Origin of the sequence: Streptomyces sp. NPDC048604 (assembly GCF_043199435.1) — a bacterium.
In the GTDB taxonomy this organism is placed as follows: domain Bacteria; phylum Actinomycetota; class Actinomycetes; order Streptomycetales; family Streptomycetaceae; genus Streptomyces.
Genome location: NZ_JBICVX010000006.1, coordinates 308,222 through 325,393, shown reverse-complemented (window position 1 = coordinate 325,393; position 17,172 = coordinate 308,222). Strand labels below are relative to the sequence as shown.

The following is a 17,172-nucleotide window of genomic DNA, read 5'->3' as shown; positions in this document are numbered from 1 at the left end:
CTTGAGTCGTCAAGAAACCCTCGTCTTCTGAAGATCGCGGGGCAGGGGGCCGGGCGGCCCCGCATAGGTCTGAAAACCCTTCAAAACCTGGGTGGTTCAAGAACTGCGGACCACCGTCTTCTGACATGGTCCGGGGTCGTGAGTGACCTCCCGGGGCCGCCCGGCCACCCCGAACTCCTCGTCGCCGACCCCCTCGTCCGTACCGAGATCAAGATCGGATACGCGCGGGTCTCCACCGGCGGGCAGAAGCCCGAGCGGCAGCTCGACGCCTCCAAGACCTCATCAACACGGTCGCTGAACTCCGTACGCGCGAGGTCAGTTTCACCTCGCTGCACGAGAACCTGGCGCACCCATCGGCTCAGCGGGACGGATGCCTCCCGAACTCGGGTTCTGGCTCAACTTCTGCAATGCGGGCACGCTCAGTCATCGGTTGGGATGACACTTCGGACCGGCCGGAGGTTTGCAGGGGGTGGGGCGTCGATGTCGTCACAGCGCCTGGATACCGTTCTGCCATGACAGACGAGGACTCGATCGCCGATCACGTCGCCGCCTGCCCCGTCACACCCCTCTTGGTGGAACAGATCGTCGGCCTGGCAGAACTGCCTTGGGACGACCGAACGGTCCCCGAGGTGGCATTGCAGCGTCTGGGCTGGTGCGAAGGCGACGGCTTGCCGTTGGAAGACACTCTCGTCACCGCCGAAGGTCATCTCGCCTACGTCGGGGATCACCTCGCCCTGTCGTTTGCCCACTTCTACTGGGTTGGCGGCGAGGACTGGGCTGAGGACTTCTGGGGCATGTTGCCCGGCTGGTCCAGCCACGAGAACGCCGGACGCGAGGTGTTCGACGCGCAGATCGACGCCGCTATCACCGGATTCACTCAGCGACTTGGTCCCCCAGAGCATGACCTCAGGTCCGAAGGCGGCACCCTGGCCATGGGACCCGGCGACTGGCGGCACGCCGCCTGGCGCCGCGGGAGCAAGCTTCTCGTCATCGGCCCACGCCACGAAGGGCTCTCCTACTTCCAGTTCGAGGAGGCCGTGGTCTACATCGGATCTGTCGAGACGACCGATCCGCTGCCTGCCCTCCACGACTTCATCGCCTGACCACCTGGCGACACCTCTCCTCGGCCCGAACCTCATCCGGAGGGCGGGGCGCGGCATCGGCATCGGCATCGGCATCCACGCCAAGGCTCGCACGGCTCACTAGGCAAATCCCAGGAGGTTGGCGTGAGCGTCAGCCGTCACTCGGCGTGCCGGCTTCACGGAAATCGAGCCAGAGCCCAAACTGCCACTGTCGAAGGGCGAGATGTCTCGAGGACCCGCGGGCCTTGCTGTCCACCGACCTCGAAGGCCAGTTGGGCCGCTCCACCCCAATGGAGTTCACAACAGCCTGTTGCGTGAGGTTGGCGTGGAGGCCGGCCGCGCAGATCTGGTCACCGAGCTGACGCCGGCGGGCGAGGACCCAGCCTGGCGATTCGGTGAAGCGAGCGCCAGAGCGTCCTCAGATCCCACCCCCCGGGTCCGGGTGAGGTGCGCCAGGCCCCGGGGTCTTCCTACCAGTGGGGCGGAGGTGACCATAGGGGTACCTCCTTGCACCGGAGGCCCGTCCGCGGCGACGACGCGGGCAGGCCGGTCGGCGAGTGAGCGGCAGTCGTCATAGATGGCGTGTCGCCGCCTTCGGGACATGCCGTCCTCGTACCCAGCGTCGCGAACGGTCGGCTGCCTCGGCCAGGGCGCGTCCCCCTGGTGGTCAGAGTCTGCGGTACACAAGGCGCAGCCCGGAAGGGTCTTCTGGGACTTGGCGCGCTCATGGGCAGAGCGTGCCCTTGAGGGCGGCGTTGATGGTGATGGCCTCGGCATCGGTGACCTGGTGCTCGCTGGTGGAGAACCGCTGCTTCGCGGTCTCTGTGGCGTTGCCGCCGCCGGAGATGGTGGAGCACTGGTTGCGGGCGTTGCTGATCGCCTTGTCCTCATCGGCGGTGATAGCGGGGTTGACGGCATTGAGGGCCCTGAGGATCACTTCACGCTCAACGGCGTTGGGCTCGGGCGGGATTCCGGCCCTCTTCTTCGGGGCGTCGTCCGTGCCGGTCTGCGGGGCGCTCGCCCTACGGCGCAAGATCCTCGGGCAAGGCCTTGATCTGCAGGGACTGTTGGAGACCTGCTGCGAGAGTGCGGGGTAGGCCCCGGCGAGCGTACGACGGACGGCGATGGCCTCCCGAATGGCGATCAGACCCTCCTCCGGCCGCCCCACCTCTGCCAAGTCCACGGAGAGGTTGCTGAGGGATGTGGCGAGGGATACCCCACTGGTGTCAGGCCCTCCTCGCGCACCGGCAACCGGCAATCACCCGTCCGCCCCGTACGACCGCAGCACGCGATCCATCCGCGCCAAGAGCGCACCCGCACGCCGCGGAACCCGCAGGCCGGGAGCACCAGCGAGCGTCGGCACCAGCCAGTCAGGGCCGATGATGTGACCACGCCCGCCAAATGCGGTGTTCGGGCCTCGAGCCGGCCGCCGGCGATCGGCGACCCGTGGACGATGCGCATCGGCCACACCACCCGCCTGCTCCAAGGGCCCGACTCGGCTCGTTCGGCCTGGCCCCCGCACGCCATGGTGCTCTCATCTCGGGCGGTGCGTCGACGGGGACTTCGCGGGGCGAATCCTAGGACACGAGGGGTTGATTCCTGCCATATTCCCGGTGTTTCCGTAACTCCTTGCAACGTGTCGGTAGCGTCTGCGGTCATCACTCGGCCGGGGTGTGAGGCCGGCCGGCGTCGTCCAGAACAGAGGGAGTGGGTACGGATGCTGACTGTGGAGACGGCTCTGAAGGAGGCGATGACCTCGATCGAGGGGAGCGTGGCGGCAGCGCTGGTCGACTACACGAGCGGCATGGCGCTCGGAACGCTGGGCGGGAGCAAGGATCTCGATCTGACGGTGGCGGCGGCGGGGAACACCGACGTGATCCGGGCGAAGGTCCGCACGATGGAGATGCTGGGCCTCAAGGACGACATCGAGGATGTGCTGATCACCCTCGGCAGCCAGTACCACCTGATGCGGCTGATCCGGGGCCGCGGGGGCAACGGCCTGTTCCTGTACCTCGTCCTGGACAAGGGCCGGGCGAACCTGGCCATGGCCCGGCACCAGCTCAAGAGCATCGAGGCGGAACTGGAGGTGTAGCCGTCCCCTTGTTTCCTGGCTCCGCCTGCCCTTGAGTTGAAAGAGTCTTCAACTCGGCACATCTGAATGTGATCAGGCCAGGGCGGGCGGGCCAGGAAGCGGGAGAATGGGTGGAGCTGGGCACCGAAGATCCGGCAGGTCCAGCTGCAGGCCCTGGAATGGCCAAACCGCGGGTTGGGAGTGTGGTCGCATGCAGATGCCGCTGTATCAGGCCAAGGCGGAGTTCTTTCGCATGCTCGGGCATCCCGTCCGGATCCGTGTACTGGAGCTGCTCCAACACGGTCCCGTACCCGTACGCGAACTCCTGAAGGAGATCGAGATCGAACCGTCGAACCTCTCCCAGCAACTCGCGGTACTGAGACGGTCCGGCATCGTGATCTCCATGCGTGACGGTTCCACCGTCAGCTACGCCCTCGCCGGCGGCGACGTGGCGGAACTCCTGCGCGCCGCACGTCGCATCCTCACCGAACTCCTGGCCGGACAGAACGAACTCCTCGCCGAGCTCCGGCACACCGACGGCTCGGACCCGGCGGAGTCCTCGGCATTCCCCCCTCCGAGATCCGGAACGGCTGGGCGGTCGAGATGACCATGGGTGGGCCTCGTCCCGGCCGAGGCCGTTACGGAGGCTGGTGAGTTGCTCATCGACCCGATGGGCGCGGCGGGTCCGAGCTGGTGATGATCCGGCGATCCGGGGTGGCCCGGGCCGATTTCAGGGATCCGCACACCGACAGGAGCCAGCATGTACGACCCGTACGAGAACACCCCGACCGCCACGGTCTACGACGTCTTCGCCGACACGGCGACCCGGCTCGCCGGCCTGTTCGTCCACCTGTCCGACACGGCACCCACGGCCGAGGAGCGAGAGGAGTGGTGGCGGAAGGTGATGGCGCTCCGCGACGCCAAGCGGGCGGTGCCCGCACGCGACCGCGAGCAGCTCATGGTCCACATCGAGCGGTGGCGGGGCGAGCTCGCTCGCCTTGAGGGCGACCCTGCCTGAAACCAGCAACTACACAGCGGGAGTGCCTTTCAGGGGTGTGTGGCCCAGATGCTGGGCCGGCGGCTGGCTGATGTCTCGGGCCGGTTGCCCAGCGGCGAAGCCGCGCCGTCCCGGGCAGAGGTACGGCAGCAACTCTCCCGCTGCACGCGCAACCGCGCTCCTCTGCTGACTCTCATGGCATCACCGCAGGCTTGCCCGGGTCTGAGAGTGGCCTTGACGGACAGCGGGCTCTGTTGGTGCGCTGCGGGGCGGCGGATAGCGTGCGGACATGTCAATGACAAAGAAGTGGCGGGTCCTGTACCGGCAGGGCACCGGGTTCTGGCGGATGACGGCGAAGTGGGTTCTGGTCTTCGGGGCCCTGTACCTGCTGGACGGCGGGCTGCTCCGATCATGGGGCGACGCTCTGGTCTTGCCGATGATCGGGGTCCTGCTGTGGGTTCCGTTCGGGATCGGCGTCGTCTGGTACCCGAAGAAGGACCAGCGAGTCGAGCTGACGACACGTGAACTGCGTGTGCGGCGCAAGCGGCTGCCGATGGAGAAGGTGAACTGAACCGGCCGGCCGTGAACCGGCCGGCCGAGCCGCAGGTGAGCGCTTGAGTTGGCGAACGTTGGCGTTCAGCCGAGACTCAAGATTGGTTGCCCTGTGGCGCGGTGCTCGGTCGGAGTGATGCTGCGAAGTCGTTTGAAGGCGACGCTCAGTGCGAAGGTGTTGGCGTAGCCGACCCTCCGGGCGATCGAGCCGACCGTGGCATCTGTTTCGCGTAGCAGGTCGGCAGCCAAGTCGATGCGCCATGAGGTGAGGTAGGTCATCGGTGGTTCGCCGACCTGTGCGGTGAAGCGGCGGGCGAACGCGGCGCGGGACAGTCCCGTTCTGGCCGCCAGGTTCGCCACGGTCCATGGGTGGGCCGGATCGGCGTGGAGCAGTCGTAAAGCGTGGGCTACTGCCGGGTCGTCCATCGCTCGATACCACGCGGGCGCGTGCGCTTCGGACTGATCGAACCAGGTCCGCAACGTGGAAAGGAGCATCAGGTCGAGCAGCCGGTCGCGCATCACGTGCCGGCCGGGGCTGTCTCTGATGATCTCCTCGACCATCAGAGGCAGAAGTGGGGGGTGAACGTCGGCGCTGCGGACCACCAGCACTTCGGGTAGCGCGTGGAGCAGCCGCTCGCTGATCTCGCCCCGGCCGGTGTAGGCGCCGCTGAGAAGGAGGGCTGAGCCGTCCGGGTCGATGTCGGGGTCGTCGTCGGGGTCGTCTTGGGGGTCGCGAAGGCAGTAATCGGTGCTGTCGATCACGACCTGCGGCGGGGTGGCCGGGTCGTCCGCGACCGTATATGGCGCCCGGCCGCGGATGACCGTGATGTCTCCGGTGCCGACCGGCACCGGTTCGCCATCGGCGGGAATGATCCACGCCCGGCCGCGCAGCATGGTGGCCAGCGTCAGCGGTGAACCGCTGGCGAAGCATAAGGACCACGGCTGGTCCATGACGGTCCGCCGGAACAGGGCACCTCGTGCCCTCACGCCGTCGAGCAGGTCGGAGAGCACATCCACGGAGCTAGCGTAGACGCATAGACATCGAAGTGAGTTCCCGAGCCATGGATCATCTTGCGAGGGATGACTTCACTGGCCCCATGACCAAGCAAACAATTCTGGTGACCGGCGCCACGGGGACGACCGGGAGCCGCGTCCTGACCCTGCTGCGAACGCGGGGCGCTCGCGTCCGAGTGGCATCGCGCGTCGGTGAACCGCGATTCGACTGGCTCGACCGCACCACCTGGGATTCCGCGCTGGACGGTGTGAAGACGGTGTACCTCGTGCCGCTCGACGGGCAACTCCTCACACGCCCCTTCGTGGAGCGAGCCGTTGAGCGCGGCATTGAACGCGTCGTGCTGTTGTCGGGGCGCGGCGTGGATGTGCCGGGATACTCCGGCGAGGCCAATGTCGCCGGTGCCACGCACATGGACGGGGAGAGCGCGGTGCGCGACAGCGGTGTCGCGTGGACGATTCTGCGGCCTGCCTGGTTCGCACAGAACTTCAGCGAGGGCGTCTTCCTGGACGCGGTCCTCGCCGGTGAGCTGAGGCTGCCGGCCGGGGACGGCGCCGTCTCCTTCGTCGATGCCGACGACATCGCTGCGGTCGCGGTCGCGGCACTCACCGAGGACGGCCACGACGGGCAGACCTACGAACTCTCCGGGCCCCGGGCCCTGACCATCGCGCAAGCCGTCGCCGAGATCTCCGAGGCCACCGGCCGCGACATCCGTTACGTCCCGCTGTCCCCCGCAGCGTTCGCCGCGGAACTCACCGGGCAGGGATTGGCAGCCGCTGAGGTGGAGGACTACGCGGAGGCGGTGAGCCCGATCCGACGCGGAATGGACAGCCACCTCTCCGACGGAGTGCAGCGCGCTCTCGGCCGACAACCGCGCGACTTCACTGACTATGTGAAAGCGTGTGCCGGGGCGTGGCGCGACTGAGAAGCCGTTGCCATGCCGATCACGGAGTCTGTCGATCGAACGGGAGTCTCGATCGGTGATCCCGGGCCCTGCCCGGCATGAGAGCAGGGCCTGGCGGTATACGGGGGGAAATCCAGGGGAGCGGTCGGCCGCGCGCTGCTACGGTCGGGCGCCATGAGCTGGCTTCCCGATGATTTCGTCCACCCCGTCCTGGTGCCGCTGCCGGGCGGTGGCCATCACCTGCGGCCGATCCGGGAGGCGGACACCCCGCTCGACTATCCGGCTGTGATGGGTTCGCGCGAGCGGCTGTGGACCATCTTCGGCCCGGCCTGGGGCTGGCCCGCGGCCACCATGACGTACGAGGCCGACCAGGCCGACCTGTTGCGGCACGAGAAGGAGATCGCCGCACACCAGTCCTTCAACTACGCGCTGTTCGACGCGGCGGAGACAGCTCTGCTCGGCTGTGTCTACATCGACCCACCGGAGAGGGCCGGCGCGGACGGCGAGATCTCCTGGTGGGTGGTGGACGAGCTGGTGGGCAGCAAGGTCGAGCAGGCCTTCGACGCGCTGGTGCCGCAGTGGATCGCCGCCGACTGGCCGTTCGAGCAGCCGCGCTTCCTCGGGCGCGAGATCTCCTGGTCGGAATGGCTCGCCCTGCCGGAGCATCCCGACGCGTAAGTGGTTGTCGAACGCCAGATGTTCGGCCGAGTCAGTTTCTGCCTACTACGCAAGCGCGGATTGCTTGCCACCTGATCAACCGCACGGCTCTCGGTGACAGGTCTTGTCTCTACGGAAGGATGATGAGGGGGCGAGTGCGTGGACGCGGTAGTAGCGATCAGCCTGATCCGCATGGCCGCTGCAGACTTGTCCATGGAACCCTGGCAGCACCCCTCGGACGCTTATCTGGTCCAGCTGGGCCTGGACGCCCTGATGGCCGACGTCGAGGCTCCCTCGCTTCCCTTGCTGGCCGGCCTCGCGCGTGGTGAGTACTCCCAGGCCCGCGCGCTGTTCGATCTTGTGCTGGAAGAGTTGGGTCTGCTGCCGCCGGCCTCGGGCAATCTTGCAAAGGCGCGATGGACCGCAGCCCGGTGGTGGGCCGGCCAGATCGTGGCATGCCGACTCGATCCTGAACACGGAGCCAAGCTGATCTATCAGGAGTCTGCAGCCGAACTCGACTACCCCGACGCGCTGCAGCCCATCGTTGATCTGGCGAGAGCGCTCGACTCGCCGAAGGGTCAACCTCCGGATCGGCAGCACATTCGCGACCGAATCACCTCTGCGGCGCGAAACTTTCTGCGCAGCTTCCCGGATCGGTCGGGCTGCACCACAGCACGCGCCCCTCGCTGTCCGTGACCACCATGGACTTCTCAGTGCCGTCGACGATGCCGGTGCTCCCGGTGGCACCGAGGTGCGACGACCTCAGCCAGGGTCCGCAGTGCCGCACGTCGCGACTGACGGTGCACCCCCGCTCGGCAAGCAGGGGCCGCACCTCGCCGATGGCTCGGGTGATGGTTGAACGGTCCACGCTGAACCAGCAGGTCGGTACATCGTGAGTGGCACCGTGACGGAGATGGACGAGGGGGGCCAACCACCGCTGCCACACCGCACTCGACGGCAAGCCGCCCATCAGCCGCGTCAACAACGCTGCGGGTCAATACAGCTAGGGCGCGTATCGAGTCGTGATCATCGGGTGGTCCTGGTGAAGGTCTTTGATCCAGATCATCGAGGCGTGCAGGTGGAGACTGGCGAGGTAGCTGTCGGGAGTCTTGTCGTATCGGGTGTCTCACCGTCCCGGTTCCGGCCTGCTGGTGGTCACGCTCCGGGGCGGGTGATGCACGTGGAGGCGACGTGAGCCGACCGGGCGCACTGGTGTCCGGGCGGGGACTCATGGGACATGGCCCGGCACCCGGCTCAGGTTCCGGGGAGGATACGGCGCGTTTCGTAGGCCCACATCGCGATCTCGACCCGGTTGCGGGCGCCGAGTTTGGCCATCAGGCTGGCCAGATGCGTCTTCACCGTGCTGAGGCTGATGTGCAGTGCATCGGCGATCTCGGTGTTGGTCAGCCCGCGAGCGACGGCGAGGAGCACCTGCTCCTCGCGGGCGGTGACGGGGGAGACCGGCTGGGCCACGGGCCGGCCGGCGGGCAGGTCCGCGAATGCCTGGAGCAGACGGACGGTGACGCTGGGCGCGATGAGCGCCTCACCGTCGGACGCCGACCGTACGGCCTGCGCCAGAAGGTCCGGTCCCGTGTCCTTGAGGAGGAATCCGCGGGCGCCGGCACGCAGTGAGCCGTAGACGTACTCGTCGAGGTCGAACGTGGTGATGACGACCACGGCCAGCGGGTCGGCGACGCCCGGGCCGGCGACCAGCCGGGTGGCCTCGAGCCCGTCGATCACGGGCATGCGGATGTCGAACAGGCAGACATCGGGGCGCAGTTCGCGCGCCAGACGTACCGCTTCCTCACCGTCGGCGGCCTCGCCGACCACCTCGATGCCGGGCTGGGCGTTCAGCATGATCCGCAACCCGGTGCGGATGATCGTCTGGTCGTCAGCGACGAGGACGCGAATGGGCACCGCTCTCGGTCCTCCCTCTCGGCAGCTCGGCTTCGACATGCCAGCCCTGGTCGGCGCCGGGGCCGGCTTGCAGTGTGCCGCCGAGCAGCGTCGCGCGCTCGAGCAGTCCCGTGAGTCCGTATCCGGCACGGCCTCGGCCGGTACGGTGGCCGTTGTCGCGCACGCTCACCCGTACCGTGTGCCGTTCCGCGGTGACCCGGACGACGACCTCGGTCGCGTCGACCGCATGGCGCATGGCGTTGGTCACGGACTCCTGCACAATGCGGTACACGGCCGCGTCCACGGCCGGGGGCAGCGTGTCCAGTTCGCCGTCGAGACCCAGGTCGACCCTGAGGCGACCACCCGGGGTGCGCACCAGGCGCTCCAGATCCGCGACACCGGCGGGCGGCGCCAGCTCGGCGCCGGCCTCGCGGTCGCGCAGCGCGGCGACCATGGCGCGCATCTCCTCCAGCGTGCGCGCCCCTTCCTCCTCGACCCCCTCCAGCGCCTCGACGGCGGCGGACGGGTCGGTGCCCGCGAGCACCCGGCCTGCCTGGGCGCTGATCACCATGGCCGAAACGTGGTGGGCCACCGTGTCGTGCAGTTCCCGGGCGAGCTGCTCACGCTCGCGGGAGCGCACCTGCTCCAACTGTCGCTCGCGAGCGGTCCCCCAGAACCGCACGGCGGCACCGATCAAGCCGGGCAGCGACAGGAAGACGAAGCCCCCGACCTGTTCGGCGGCCGGGATGTCGTCCGCGACCACCCCCAGCGCGAAGGCCGTGAGGATCACCGCGCTGCCCAGCACGATCTCCCGTCCCGATCCCCACCGGGGCAGCGCGTACACCAGCACGAGCACGACCATGCCGGTGTCCAGGCCGACGTGCTCGCGCGGTGCGGCGACCAGCGAGGCCAGCTGGAGCAGGATCACCGAGCCGAACCCCAGCGTGACCATCGCCAGCGGGCGGGTCCGGCGCCACAGGGGCAGCAGGCACAGCCACACGGCGAACACCACCGCCACCGGCCGCCACACGACGTTCTCGCGCAGGGTGGCCTCCAGCGCCACAGCGCCCAGGCTCGCGGCGAGCAGCGCCCAGTCCCGCCACACCCGGGCGGGCGCGTCGGGCGGCCGGGGTTCGGTCCACAGGGTTCGCAGGTCGTCTCGCAGCACGGTTCTCAGCTTAGGTGCCGCGCCGTGCCGCGCATCGGCCGAAAGTACGGGGTGTCACTCGGCCCCGGGGCCGACGGATCCGCGGCCCGCGGGCCGATGCCGCGGAGCGCCGTGGCGAGGAGCCTCGGCATCGGCGGCCGTACAAGGACGGCCGACGAGGTGGTTGGAGGACCCGATGCTCTCGAAAGCCCTGTTGCGCCTGGGCGCAAGCGCCGCCCGCCATCCCTGGCGGGTGATCGCGGCATGGCTGATCGCCACCACGCTCGCCGTCCTCGCCGCCGTCGCCTTCGGCGGACGGACCGCGGACTCGATGACCGCTCCGGGACTGGACTCCCAACGGGCCGCGCAACTGATCGAGCGGGCCGGCACCGGCCAGGAGGGAATGACCGCCCAAGTGGTCGTCACCCCCCTCGACGACGGTGCGACGTTCCTCGACGACGGCGGCGCGCGCACCGCTCTCACGCGGCTGCAGACCGAGGTGAAGCGGCTGCCGCACGTGCTCGGCACGAGCGACCCGGCCGGGGCGCTCGACGCAGCCGGGGACACCGCCGTGCGCGGCGGCCTCGTCTCGGCCGACGGGCGGATCGCGGTCGTCCGGGTGCAGTACCCCGATCAGAGCCGGCTGTCGGCCGAAGACCTCGGCGCCCTCGTCGATCTCGGCGACCGGCTGCGCGCCGAACTGCCCCTGCGCATCGAGATGGGCGGGAGCCTCTTCTACGCCTTCTCCGACCCCGACGGCGGCACGAGCGAGCTGATCGGCCTCCTCGCCGCGGCCACGATCCTGTTCCTGGCGTTCGGTTCGCTCGTCGCCGCCGCGCTGCCGATCGGCATGGCGATCTTCGGACTGACCGTCGGGATCGCCACGATGACGGTACTGGCGGGGGTGACCGACGTCCCCACCTTCGCACCGATCCTGGGCAGCATGGTCGGGCTCGGAGTGGGCATCGACTACGCGCTGTTCGTGCTCGCCAGGCACCGGGAGTACCTCGCGCGCGGGCTCGATCCGCACGAGGCGGCCGGACGAGCGGTGGCAACGGCGGGGCGGCCGGTGGTCTTCGCCGGCGGCACCGTCGTCGTATCGATCCTCGGACTGGCGGTCGCGAACGTACCGTTCATGACGGTGGGCGGGGTTGCAGTGTCGATCGTCGTCCTGACGATGGTGCTCGCGTCGGTGACGCTGCTGCCGGCCTTCCTCGGCGCGGCGGGCCCGCGGCTGGGCCGGGCCGGCCGGATCGGCCGGGCTCTGCAGACCAGGAAGCTGGGCCGACTCGCACGGCGGCGGGACCCGGTGGCAGGCGCCGTCCCCGCCGTCGGGTGGCGTCGCTGGATCGGGCACGTCGGTCGGCACCCGGTGCCGTACGCGGTCGGCGCGGCGGCGCTGCTGCTGACGGCGACGCTGCCCGTACTCGGCCTGCGCGTCGGTCTGCCCGACGACGGCTCACTGCCGCAGAGCCGTACCGAGCGCCGCGCCTACGACCTCGTCGCCGAGGGGTTCGGCCCGGGCACCAACGGTCCCCTCGTCATCGCCGCGGACCCCGCCGGTGATCCGGGAGCGGTGGACCGTCTCGTCGCGACGGTCGCGGCGGATCCGGGCATCGCGTCCGTCACGCCGGCGCGCATCGACCGGGCCACCGGCGTCGCGACCCTCGTGGTGTTCCCGACCACCAGCCCTCAGGACAAGGCCACGGCCGACACCCTCTCCCGGCTGCGCACCGAGGTGCTGCCCGCGGCGATCGGGCACGGCCCGGCCAGGGCGCACGTAGGCGGCGCCGCCGCGAGCCTGTCCGACGTGGGCCGACGCACCAGCGAACGCCTGCCGCTGTTCGTCGCCGCCGTGCTGGCGCTCTCGTTCCTGCTGCTGATGCTGGTCTTCCGCTCGGTCGTCGTACCGCTCAAGGCGGTGCTGCTGAACCTGCTGAGCATCGGCGCGGCCTACGGCATCATGGTCGCGGTCTTCCAGTGGGGCTGGGGAGGCGCCCTCATCGGGCTGGAGGCGACGGTTCCGATCGTGTCGTTCATCCCGATGTTCCTCTTCGCCATCCTGTTCGGCCTGTCGATGGACTACGAGGTGTTCCTCCTCTCCCGGGTGCGCGAGGAGTACGTGCGCACCGGCGACAACGGCACGGCGATCGTGGAGGGCGTCGCGGGCACCGCGCGGATCATCACGTCGGCCGCCCTCATCATGGTGGCGGTCTTCCTGTCCTTCGCCGTCGCCGACGACCCCTCCACCAAGATGTTCGGGCTCGGCCTGGCCACCGCGATCCTCATCGACGCAACGGTCGTCCGTATGGTGCTGGTACCGGCGACCATGACACTCCTCGGCCGGGCCAACTGGTGGCTGCCGGGGTGGCTGGACCGGCTGCTTCCCCGCGGCCCGGTCGGCACCGACGACACCGAGGCGGAATCCTCGGGTGAGGCCCTGCGTCCACGGCTGGCTGACCGTTGACTCAACTCCTGCCCGCCCCTTGGCGGCCGGCACCTCAGCGCGTCACCTAGTGCTGTGACCTCATAGGTTCACCGGGTTGCTCGTTGTGTTGGTTGGAGGCGACGTCGCTTCCAACCAACAGGGGAGGCGGAATGGCACCACCGGTCAAGGTGCGGAGGCTGACGGAGCAGGAAGGGCACAGGCTCCAGCAGATCGTCCGGCGGGCAGTACGGCCTCGGTGCGGTTTCTGCGGGCGATGATGCTGCTGGCCTCGGCCGGCGGCAGCACGGTCCCGGTGATCGCCCGGCTGGTTCAGGCGGACGTGGACACCGTCCGGGATGTGATCCACCGCTTCAACGAGATCGGGCTCGCATGCCTCAACCCTCAGTGGGCGGGAGGCCGTCCCCGCCTGCTGAGCAGTGACGACGAGGACTTCGTCATCCAGACGGCCACCACCCGGCCCACCGTGCTGGGCAAGCCCTTCACCCGCTGGCCGATCCGCAAGTTGGTCGATCACCTGCGCAGGAACACGGCCCGGACCGTCCGAATCGGCCGAGAAGCCCTGCGGTGCTTACTGGCCTGCCGCGGCATCACCTTCCAGCGGACGAAGACCTGGAAGGAATCCCCGGACCTGGCATTCGACGCCAAGCTGGAACGGATCGAGTACGCGCTCAACGAGCGCCCGGGCCGCACGTTCGCCTTCGACGAGTTCGGGCCGCTGGGCATCCGCCTCACCGCCGGCTCCTGCTGGGCCGAACACGGCAGCCCCGACCGCCTGCCGGCCACCTACCGCCGCACCCACGGCATCACCTACTTCCACGGCTGCTACTCGGTCGGCGACGACAGGCTGTGGGTAATCAACCGGCGCCGCAAGGGCATCGACCACACCGGGACCGCCCTGCGGTCCATCCGCGCCGCCCGCCCCGGACGGCGCCCCGATCTACGTGATCCTCGACAACCTCTCCGCCCACCTCAACTGGAAGATCCGCAGGTGGGCGGCGAAGAACAAGGTCGAGCTGTGCGAGTCACCACAGGCGCCAGGAAGTTCCGCGCGGACACGCTGGCCAGGAAGGTGCCCAAGAGGGCCTGGCAGAAGCTGTCCGCAGGGAGCGGAGCCAAGGGCCACCGCTTCTACGACTGGGCCGTCATCGACCTCACCGCCCCCGGCCCGGGAGCCGGCAGTTGCTGATCCGCCGCAACCGCAGCACCGGCGAACTCGCTTACTACCGCTACTACTCGCCGGCCGCCGCAATGCCGCTAACCACCCTGGTGCGCGTCGCTGGATCAAGGTGGCGGGTCGAGGAGTTTTCCAGTCCGGCAAGGGCCTGGCGGCCTTGGACGAGCACCAGGTCCGCCGCTACCCGTCCTGGTCCCGCTGGGTCACCCTGGCCATGCTCGCGCACGCCTTCCTCGCCGTCGTCCGCGCGAACGAACACGACCGCGATCCCGCACCAGACGTCCTCATACCGCTCACCTGCAACGAGATCCAACGGCTGTTCATCACCCTCGTCATCCGGCCCGCCTTTGACCCGGTCCACCGGCTCGGCTGGTCCGACTGGCGACGCCGCCACCAGGCCCGATCCGAGACCAGCCACTACCGGCGGCAAGCCGCTCGAACGTGAAGATCACGATCTACTGCTGGAGCACTAGATCGCGGTCTACGGCTGGGATACTTACGATAAGCATGCTGGTCAATCTCGGCGCCTTCGGTTGGAGGAGGTTCGCGATGACACACGATGGCGGGCTGAGGCTGCATCTGCAGCGTGTCCTCCGCGCACCGCGCTCGGTCGTATTCCGAGCGTTGACCGAACCGCAGGAACTGGCCAAGTGGTGGGGTCCTGACGGGTTCACCATCCCAAGTGTGGAAAGCGACCTTCGGCCAGGCGGTAGGTATCGGATCGCCATGCAACCTCCGGAGGGCGATCTGTTCTACCTGGTGGGGGAATTCGTTGAGGTCGACCCTCTGGAACGCGTGTCCTACACCTTCCGATGGGAGGATCCCGATCCCGAGGATCGGGAGACGGTGGTGACGCTGTCGCTTCGCGATATCGGCGGTACACGGGCCGAGTTGGTCATCAGCCAGGGTGACTTCGCCACTGAAGGGCGCCAAGCTCTCCACGAGGAGGGCTGGACTCAGAGTCTCAACAAGCTGGAGGAGCTGGTGTCGTCATCCTGAGATCCTTGCCGCGGGGAGGAGCCCTGACGGTGGCCGCACCTGTCTTCGCACCGCCCCTGAACAGCAAGATCGCGATCTACGGCGTCGGAACGGAACCCGGCGCCAAGTGGTCGGCTCCGAAGATCCTTCGGGGGTTGACGTGAGGTCAGGCGGAGGCGGCTTGGAGGAGGGTTTCGGCTGCGGTGGTGCGGGCGTAGAGGACGGAGCGGCCGGCGCGGTGGGCGCTGACCAGGCCCGCGTTGCGTAGCGCGGTGAGATATTGGGATACCCCGGCGGGGGAGAGTCCGGTGCGATGGGCCAGCTGTGTGGTGGAGGCCGGCATCTCCAACTCGGTCAGCAGCAGGGTCCGCGAGCGGCCCAGTACGGCGGAGAGAGAGTCGGCTCGGGTTACCGGGCGCGGCTTCCAAAGCGTGCCGATACCGCGTGCCGGATAGGCGAGTTGGGGTGGATCCGGCAGCGTTGTCCGGGTGCGCAGTCCCGGACCGGTGAAGGCCGAGGGGATCAGCAGCAGTCCTGTTCCTGCCGTCGTGCGGGTCAATGGCTGCTTTCGGCGGGCCATCCGTAGCGCATTGCCGTCCCAGCTCAAGGACGGGTGCAGGCTGTTGAGGAGGTGGCCGGTGCCGTGCTCGGCGGCCATGCGGGCCCGGTAGAGGATGTCTGCGTCCAGGACTGCCCGGATGCGTGCCCAGTAGGGGGCGAGTGCCAGCTCCCAGTACATTTCGAGCTCTTGTGTGACCTTGGCCAGGAGGCCCTGTGGGTCGTTGTGCAGGGTCCGCAGCCGGGGGCCGAGGTTCCCCTGATGGCGGGCCAGGTGGTCGAGGTCCTGGCGTACCCGGTCGCCGGGCGAGGCCCGGATCGCATCCCGCTCTGCCACGGGAGTGGGGGCCGGTCCGGCGGGGGCCGGGTTAAGGAAGTCGGGGACGTAGCCGCCGGTGGGCGGGATCAGCTCGCAGAGCCAGCCCCGGTCCAGCCCGGCGGCCACCATGCGCGGGCGTACCTGGTCGGCCCAGGGCCGGTGGACCGGATGCGTAGTGCCGGACCTCAGCAGACGGAAGCTGGGTGCGACCTCCCACATCGGGGAGACGGCGAACCGCAACTGCGCCAGATCGCTCGTCGAGAACGCCAGCTCTGCCAGGGCAACCACTCCTCGATGGATTCAGACATGCATGAATCAATGGCGGGCCAATCTACCGTGCGGAGATCATCCCGCCATGACCTCACAGACGATCACCGCAGCGGCATCGGGCACCTGGAAGCTCGGCGACCTGACGGTCAACCGCATCGGTTTCGGCGCGATGCGCCTGCCCCAGCATGGCGAGGCGTTCGCAGCCAATGCCGTCCCACGCGACCGCGACCAGGCGATCAGTGTGCTGCGCCGGACGGTCGAACTCGGCGTGAACCACATCGACACCGCCGCGTTCTACTTCTCACCGTTGCGCTCCGCCAACGAACTGATCAACCAGGCACTGGCCCCCTACCCGGACGACCTCGTCATCACCACCAAGGTCGGACCGGGCCGCGACCCCTCGGGCCAGTGGCTGCCGCACGCCACCCCCGAGCAACTGCGCGGCCAGGTAGAGGAGAACCTGCGCCAGCTCGGCCGCGACCATCTCGACGTGGTGAACCTGCGCATCGTCGGCACCGACTCCATCGCCGAACGCTTCGGCGCGCTCGCCGAACTGCGTGAGGCCGGACTCATCCGTCACCTGGGCGTGTCCAACGTCCGCCCCCACCACCTCGCCGAGGCCCAGACCATCGCACCGGTGGTCTGTGTCCAGAACATGTACGGCATCGGCGCATCTCCCGAGCAGAAGGAGTTCCTGGACCTCTGCGGTGAACAACGCATCGCGTTCGTGCCGTTCTACTCGATCGCCGGCACCGGACGCACCGCCGGCGCGACCACCGACCAAAGCCCGGAGGTGCACGCCATCGCCCACGCCCACGGCGTGAGCGCGGCCCAGATCCGACTGGCGTGGACACTCCACCAGGGCCCTCACGTCCTAGCCATCCCTGGCACCGGAGACCTCGACCACCTCGCCGAGAACGTGGCCGTGAGCTCACTGCACCTGTCGGAGGAAGAACTCGCCGTCCTGGAGCCCCTCCACGACGAGACGGCATGAGCAAGACCCACATCGCGCTGTGATCCACTTCTGCCGATCGGCCTGCCTGCCTTGTCAGTTCCTGCTGCCCGCCCCATAACCCTGACGGCCGCCGAGCGGCAACGGTTGAAGA

Annotated in this window: 17 protein-coding genes and 2 pseudogenes; 13 read left to right on the top strand and 6 right to left on the bottom strand. The window is 68.7% G+C overall.

Annotated elements, in window-relative coordinates; translation table 11 throughout:
• Window positions 1–512: 512 nt before the first annotated feature.
• Window positions 513–1,103 carry a hypothetical protein gene (locus ACGFMM_RS15445; RefSeq protein ID WP_393646788.1) on the top strand — a complete coding sequence of 197 codons (591 nt, stop codon included), beginning with the start codon at window positions 513–515 and terminating at the stop codon, window positions 1,101–1,103.
• Between the two features lie 703 nt (window positions 1,104–1,806).
• Here the strand turns inward: ACGFMM_RS15445 and ACGFMM_RS15440 are convergent.
• Window positions 1,807–2,265 carry a hypothetical protein gene (locus ACGFMM_RS15440; RefSeq protein WP_393646786.1) on the bottom strand — a complete coding sequence of 153 codons (459 nt, stop codon included), beginning with the start codon at window positions 2,263–2,265 and terminating at the stop codon, window positions 1,807–1,809.
• A 534-nt stretch (window positions 2,266–2,799) separates the two neighbouring features.
• Here ACGFMM_RS15440 and ACGFMM_RS15435 point away from each other — a divergent pair.
• The 4 genes from ACGFMM_RS15435 to ACGFMM_RS15420 all read left to right on the top strand — a co-directional run bounded on the left by ACGFMM_RS15435 (window position 2,800) and on the right by ACGFMM_RS15420 (window position 4,721).
• The gene (locus ACGFMM_RS15435; RefSeq protein WP_393646784.1) at window positions 2,800–3,174 is read left to right on the top strand and encodes a hypothetical protein; all 375 of its coding nucleotides are present in this window, start codon (window positions 2,800–2,802) and stop codon (window positions 3,172–3,174) included.
• Window positions 3,175–3,364: 190 nt separating this feature from the next.
• Window positions 3,365–3,760 (top strand): ArsR/SmtB family transcription factor, encoded by a 396-nt coding sequence (locus ACGFMM_RS15430; protein ID WP_393646782.1) that lies wholly within the window; start codon window positions 3,365–3,367, stop codon window positions 3,758–3,760.
• Window positions 3,761–3,913: 153 nt separating this feature from the next.
• Window positions 3,914–4,171, top strand: a complete 258-nt coding sequence (locus ACGFMM_RS15425) for a hypothetical protein (RefSeq protein WP_393646780.1) — start codon at window positions 3,914–3,916, stop codon at window positions 4,169–4,171.
• A gap of 268 nt (window positions 4,172–4,439) precedes the next feature.
• A complete protein-coding gene (locus ACGFMM_RS15420) occupies window positions 4,440–4,721 on the top strand; it encodes a hypothetical protein (RefSeq protein WP_393646778.1) in 282 nt (93 codons plus the stop codon).
• A 65-nt stretch (window positions 4,722–4,786) separates the two neighbouring features.
• Here the strand turns inward: ACGFMM_RS15420 and ACGFMM_RS15415 are convergent, their stop codons facing one another.
• Window positions 4,787–5,719, bottom strand: coding sequence for an AraC family transcriptional regulator (locus ACGFMM_RS15415; protein ID WP_393646776.1), 933 nt, complete (start codon window positions 5,717–5,719; stop codon window positions 4,787–4,789).
• A gap of 80 nt (window positions 5,720–5,799) precedes the next feature.
• Between ACGFMM_RS15415 and ACGFMM_RS15410 the strand changes: the two genes are divergently transcribed.
• The 3 genes from ACGFMM_RS15410 to ACGFMM_RS15400 all read left to right on the top strand — a co-directional run bounded on the left by ACGFMM_RS15410 (window position 5,800) and on the right by ACGFMM_RS15400 (window position 7,971).
• A complete protein-coding gene (locus ACGFMM_RS15410; protein WP_393646774.1) occupies window positions 5,800–6,639 on the top strand; it encodes an NAD(P)H-binding protein in 840 nt (279 codons plus the stop codon).
• A gap of 153 nt (window positions 6,640–6,792) precedes the next feature.
• Window positions 6,793–7,296: an N-acetyltransferase gene (locus ACGFMM_RS15405; RefSeq protein WP_393646772.1), complete on the top strand. Its 504-nt coding sequence runs from the start codon at window positions 6,793–6,795 to the stop codon at window positions 7,294–7,296.
• Between the two features lie 138 nt (window positions 7,297–7,434).
• A complete protein-coding gene (locus ACGFMM_RS15400) occupies window positions 7,435–7,971 on the top strand; it encodes a hypothetical protein (protein ID WP_393646770.1) in 537 nt (178 codons plus the stop codon).
• Here the strand turns inward: ACGFMM_RS15400 and ACGFMM_RS15395 are convergent.
• The 3 genes from ACGFMM_RS15395 to ACGFMM_RS15385 all read right to left on the bottom strand — a co-directional run bounded on the left by ACGFMM_RS15395 (window position 7,889) and on the right by ACGFMM_RS15385 (window position 10,339).
• On the bottom strand, window positions 7,889–8,221 hold the full coding sequence (locus ACGFMM_RS15395) for a transposase family protein (RefSeq protein WP_393646951.1): 333 nt from the start codon (window positions 8,219–8,221) through the stop codon (window positions 7,889–7,891). The two genes, ACGFMM_RS15400 and ACGFMM_RS15395, sit on opposite strands and share 83 nt — an antisense overlap.
• Window positions 8,222–8,529: 308 nt before the next feature.
• Window positions 8,530–9,192, bottom strand: a complete 663-nt coding sequence (locus ACGFMM_RS15390; protein WP_393646769.1) for a response regulator — start codon at window positions 9,190–9,192, stop codon at window positions 8,530–8,532.
• Entirely contained in the window at window positions 9,167–10,339 is a 1,173-nt protein-coding gene (locus tag ACGFMM_RS15385; protein WP_393646767.1) for a sensor histidine kinase, read from the bottom strand. The genes ACGFMM_RS15390 and ACGFMM_RS15385 overlap by 26 nt, the downstream gene beginning before the upstream one ends.
• 175 nt (window positions 10,340–10,514) lie before the next feature.
• Between ACGFMM_RS15385 and ACGFMM_RS15380 the strand changes: the two genes are divergently transcribed.
• The 4 genes and pseudogenes from ACGFMM_RS15380 (at window position 10,515) to ACGFMM_RS15365 (ending at window position 14,940) form a co-directional block, all read left to right on the top strand.
• Window positions 10,515–12,785 (top strand): MMPL family transporter, encoded by a 2,271-nt coding sequence (locus ACGFMM_RS15380; protein ID WP_393646766.1) that lies wholly within the window; start codon window positions 10,515–10,517, stop codon window positions 12,783–12,785.
• A gap of 131 nt (window positions 12,786–12,916) precedes the next feature.
• Window positions 12,917–13,795: pseudogene (locus ACGFMM_RS15375) on the top strand (IS630 family transposase); the annotation flags it as partial.
• A pseudogene (locus ACGFMM_RS15370) lies at window positions 13,789–14,386 on the top strand (IS701 family transposase); the annotation flags it as partial. The pseudogenes ACGFMM_RS15375 and ACGFMM_RS15370, both read left to right, overlap by 7 nt.
• Window positions 14,387–14,448: 62 nt before the next feature.
• Window positions 14,449–14,940 carry an SRPBCC domain-containing protein gene (locus ACGFMM_RS15365; protein ID WP_393646764.1) on the top strand — a complete coding sequence of 164 codons (492 nt, stop codon included), beginning with the start codon at window positions 14,449–14,451 and terminating at the stop codon, window positions 14,938–14,940.
• A 145-nt stretch (window positions 14,941–15,085) separates the two neighbouring features.
• Here the strand turns inward: ACGFMM_RS15365 and ACGFMM_RS15360 are convergent, their stop codons facing one another.
• Window positions 15,086–16,084, bottom strand: coding sequence for an ArsR/SmtB family transcription factor (locus ACGFMM_RS15360; protein WP_393646762.1), 999 nt, complete (start codon window positions 16,082–16,084; stop codon window positions 15,086–15,088).
• Window positions 16,085–16,151: 67 nt separating this feature from the next.
• Here ACGFMM_RS15360 and ACGFMM_RS15355 point away from each other — a divergent pair, with 67 nt between their 5' ends.
• Complete coding sequence (locus ACGFMM_RS15355; protein ID WP_393646760.1) at window positions 16,152–17,060, top strand: oxidoreductase; 909 nt, start codon at window positions 16,152–16,154, stop codon at window positions 17,058–17,060.
• Window positions 17,061–17,172: the final 112 nt, after the last annotated feature.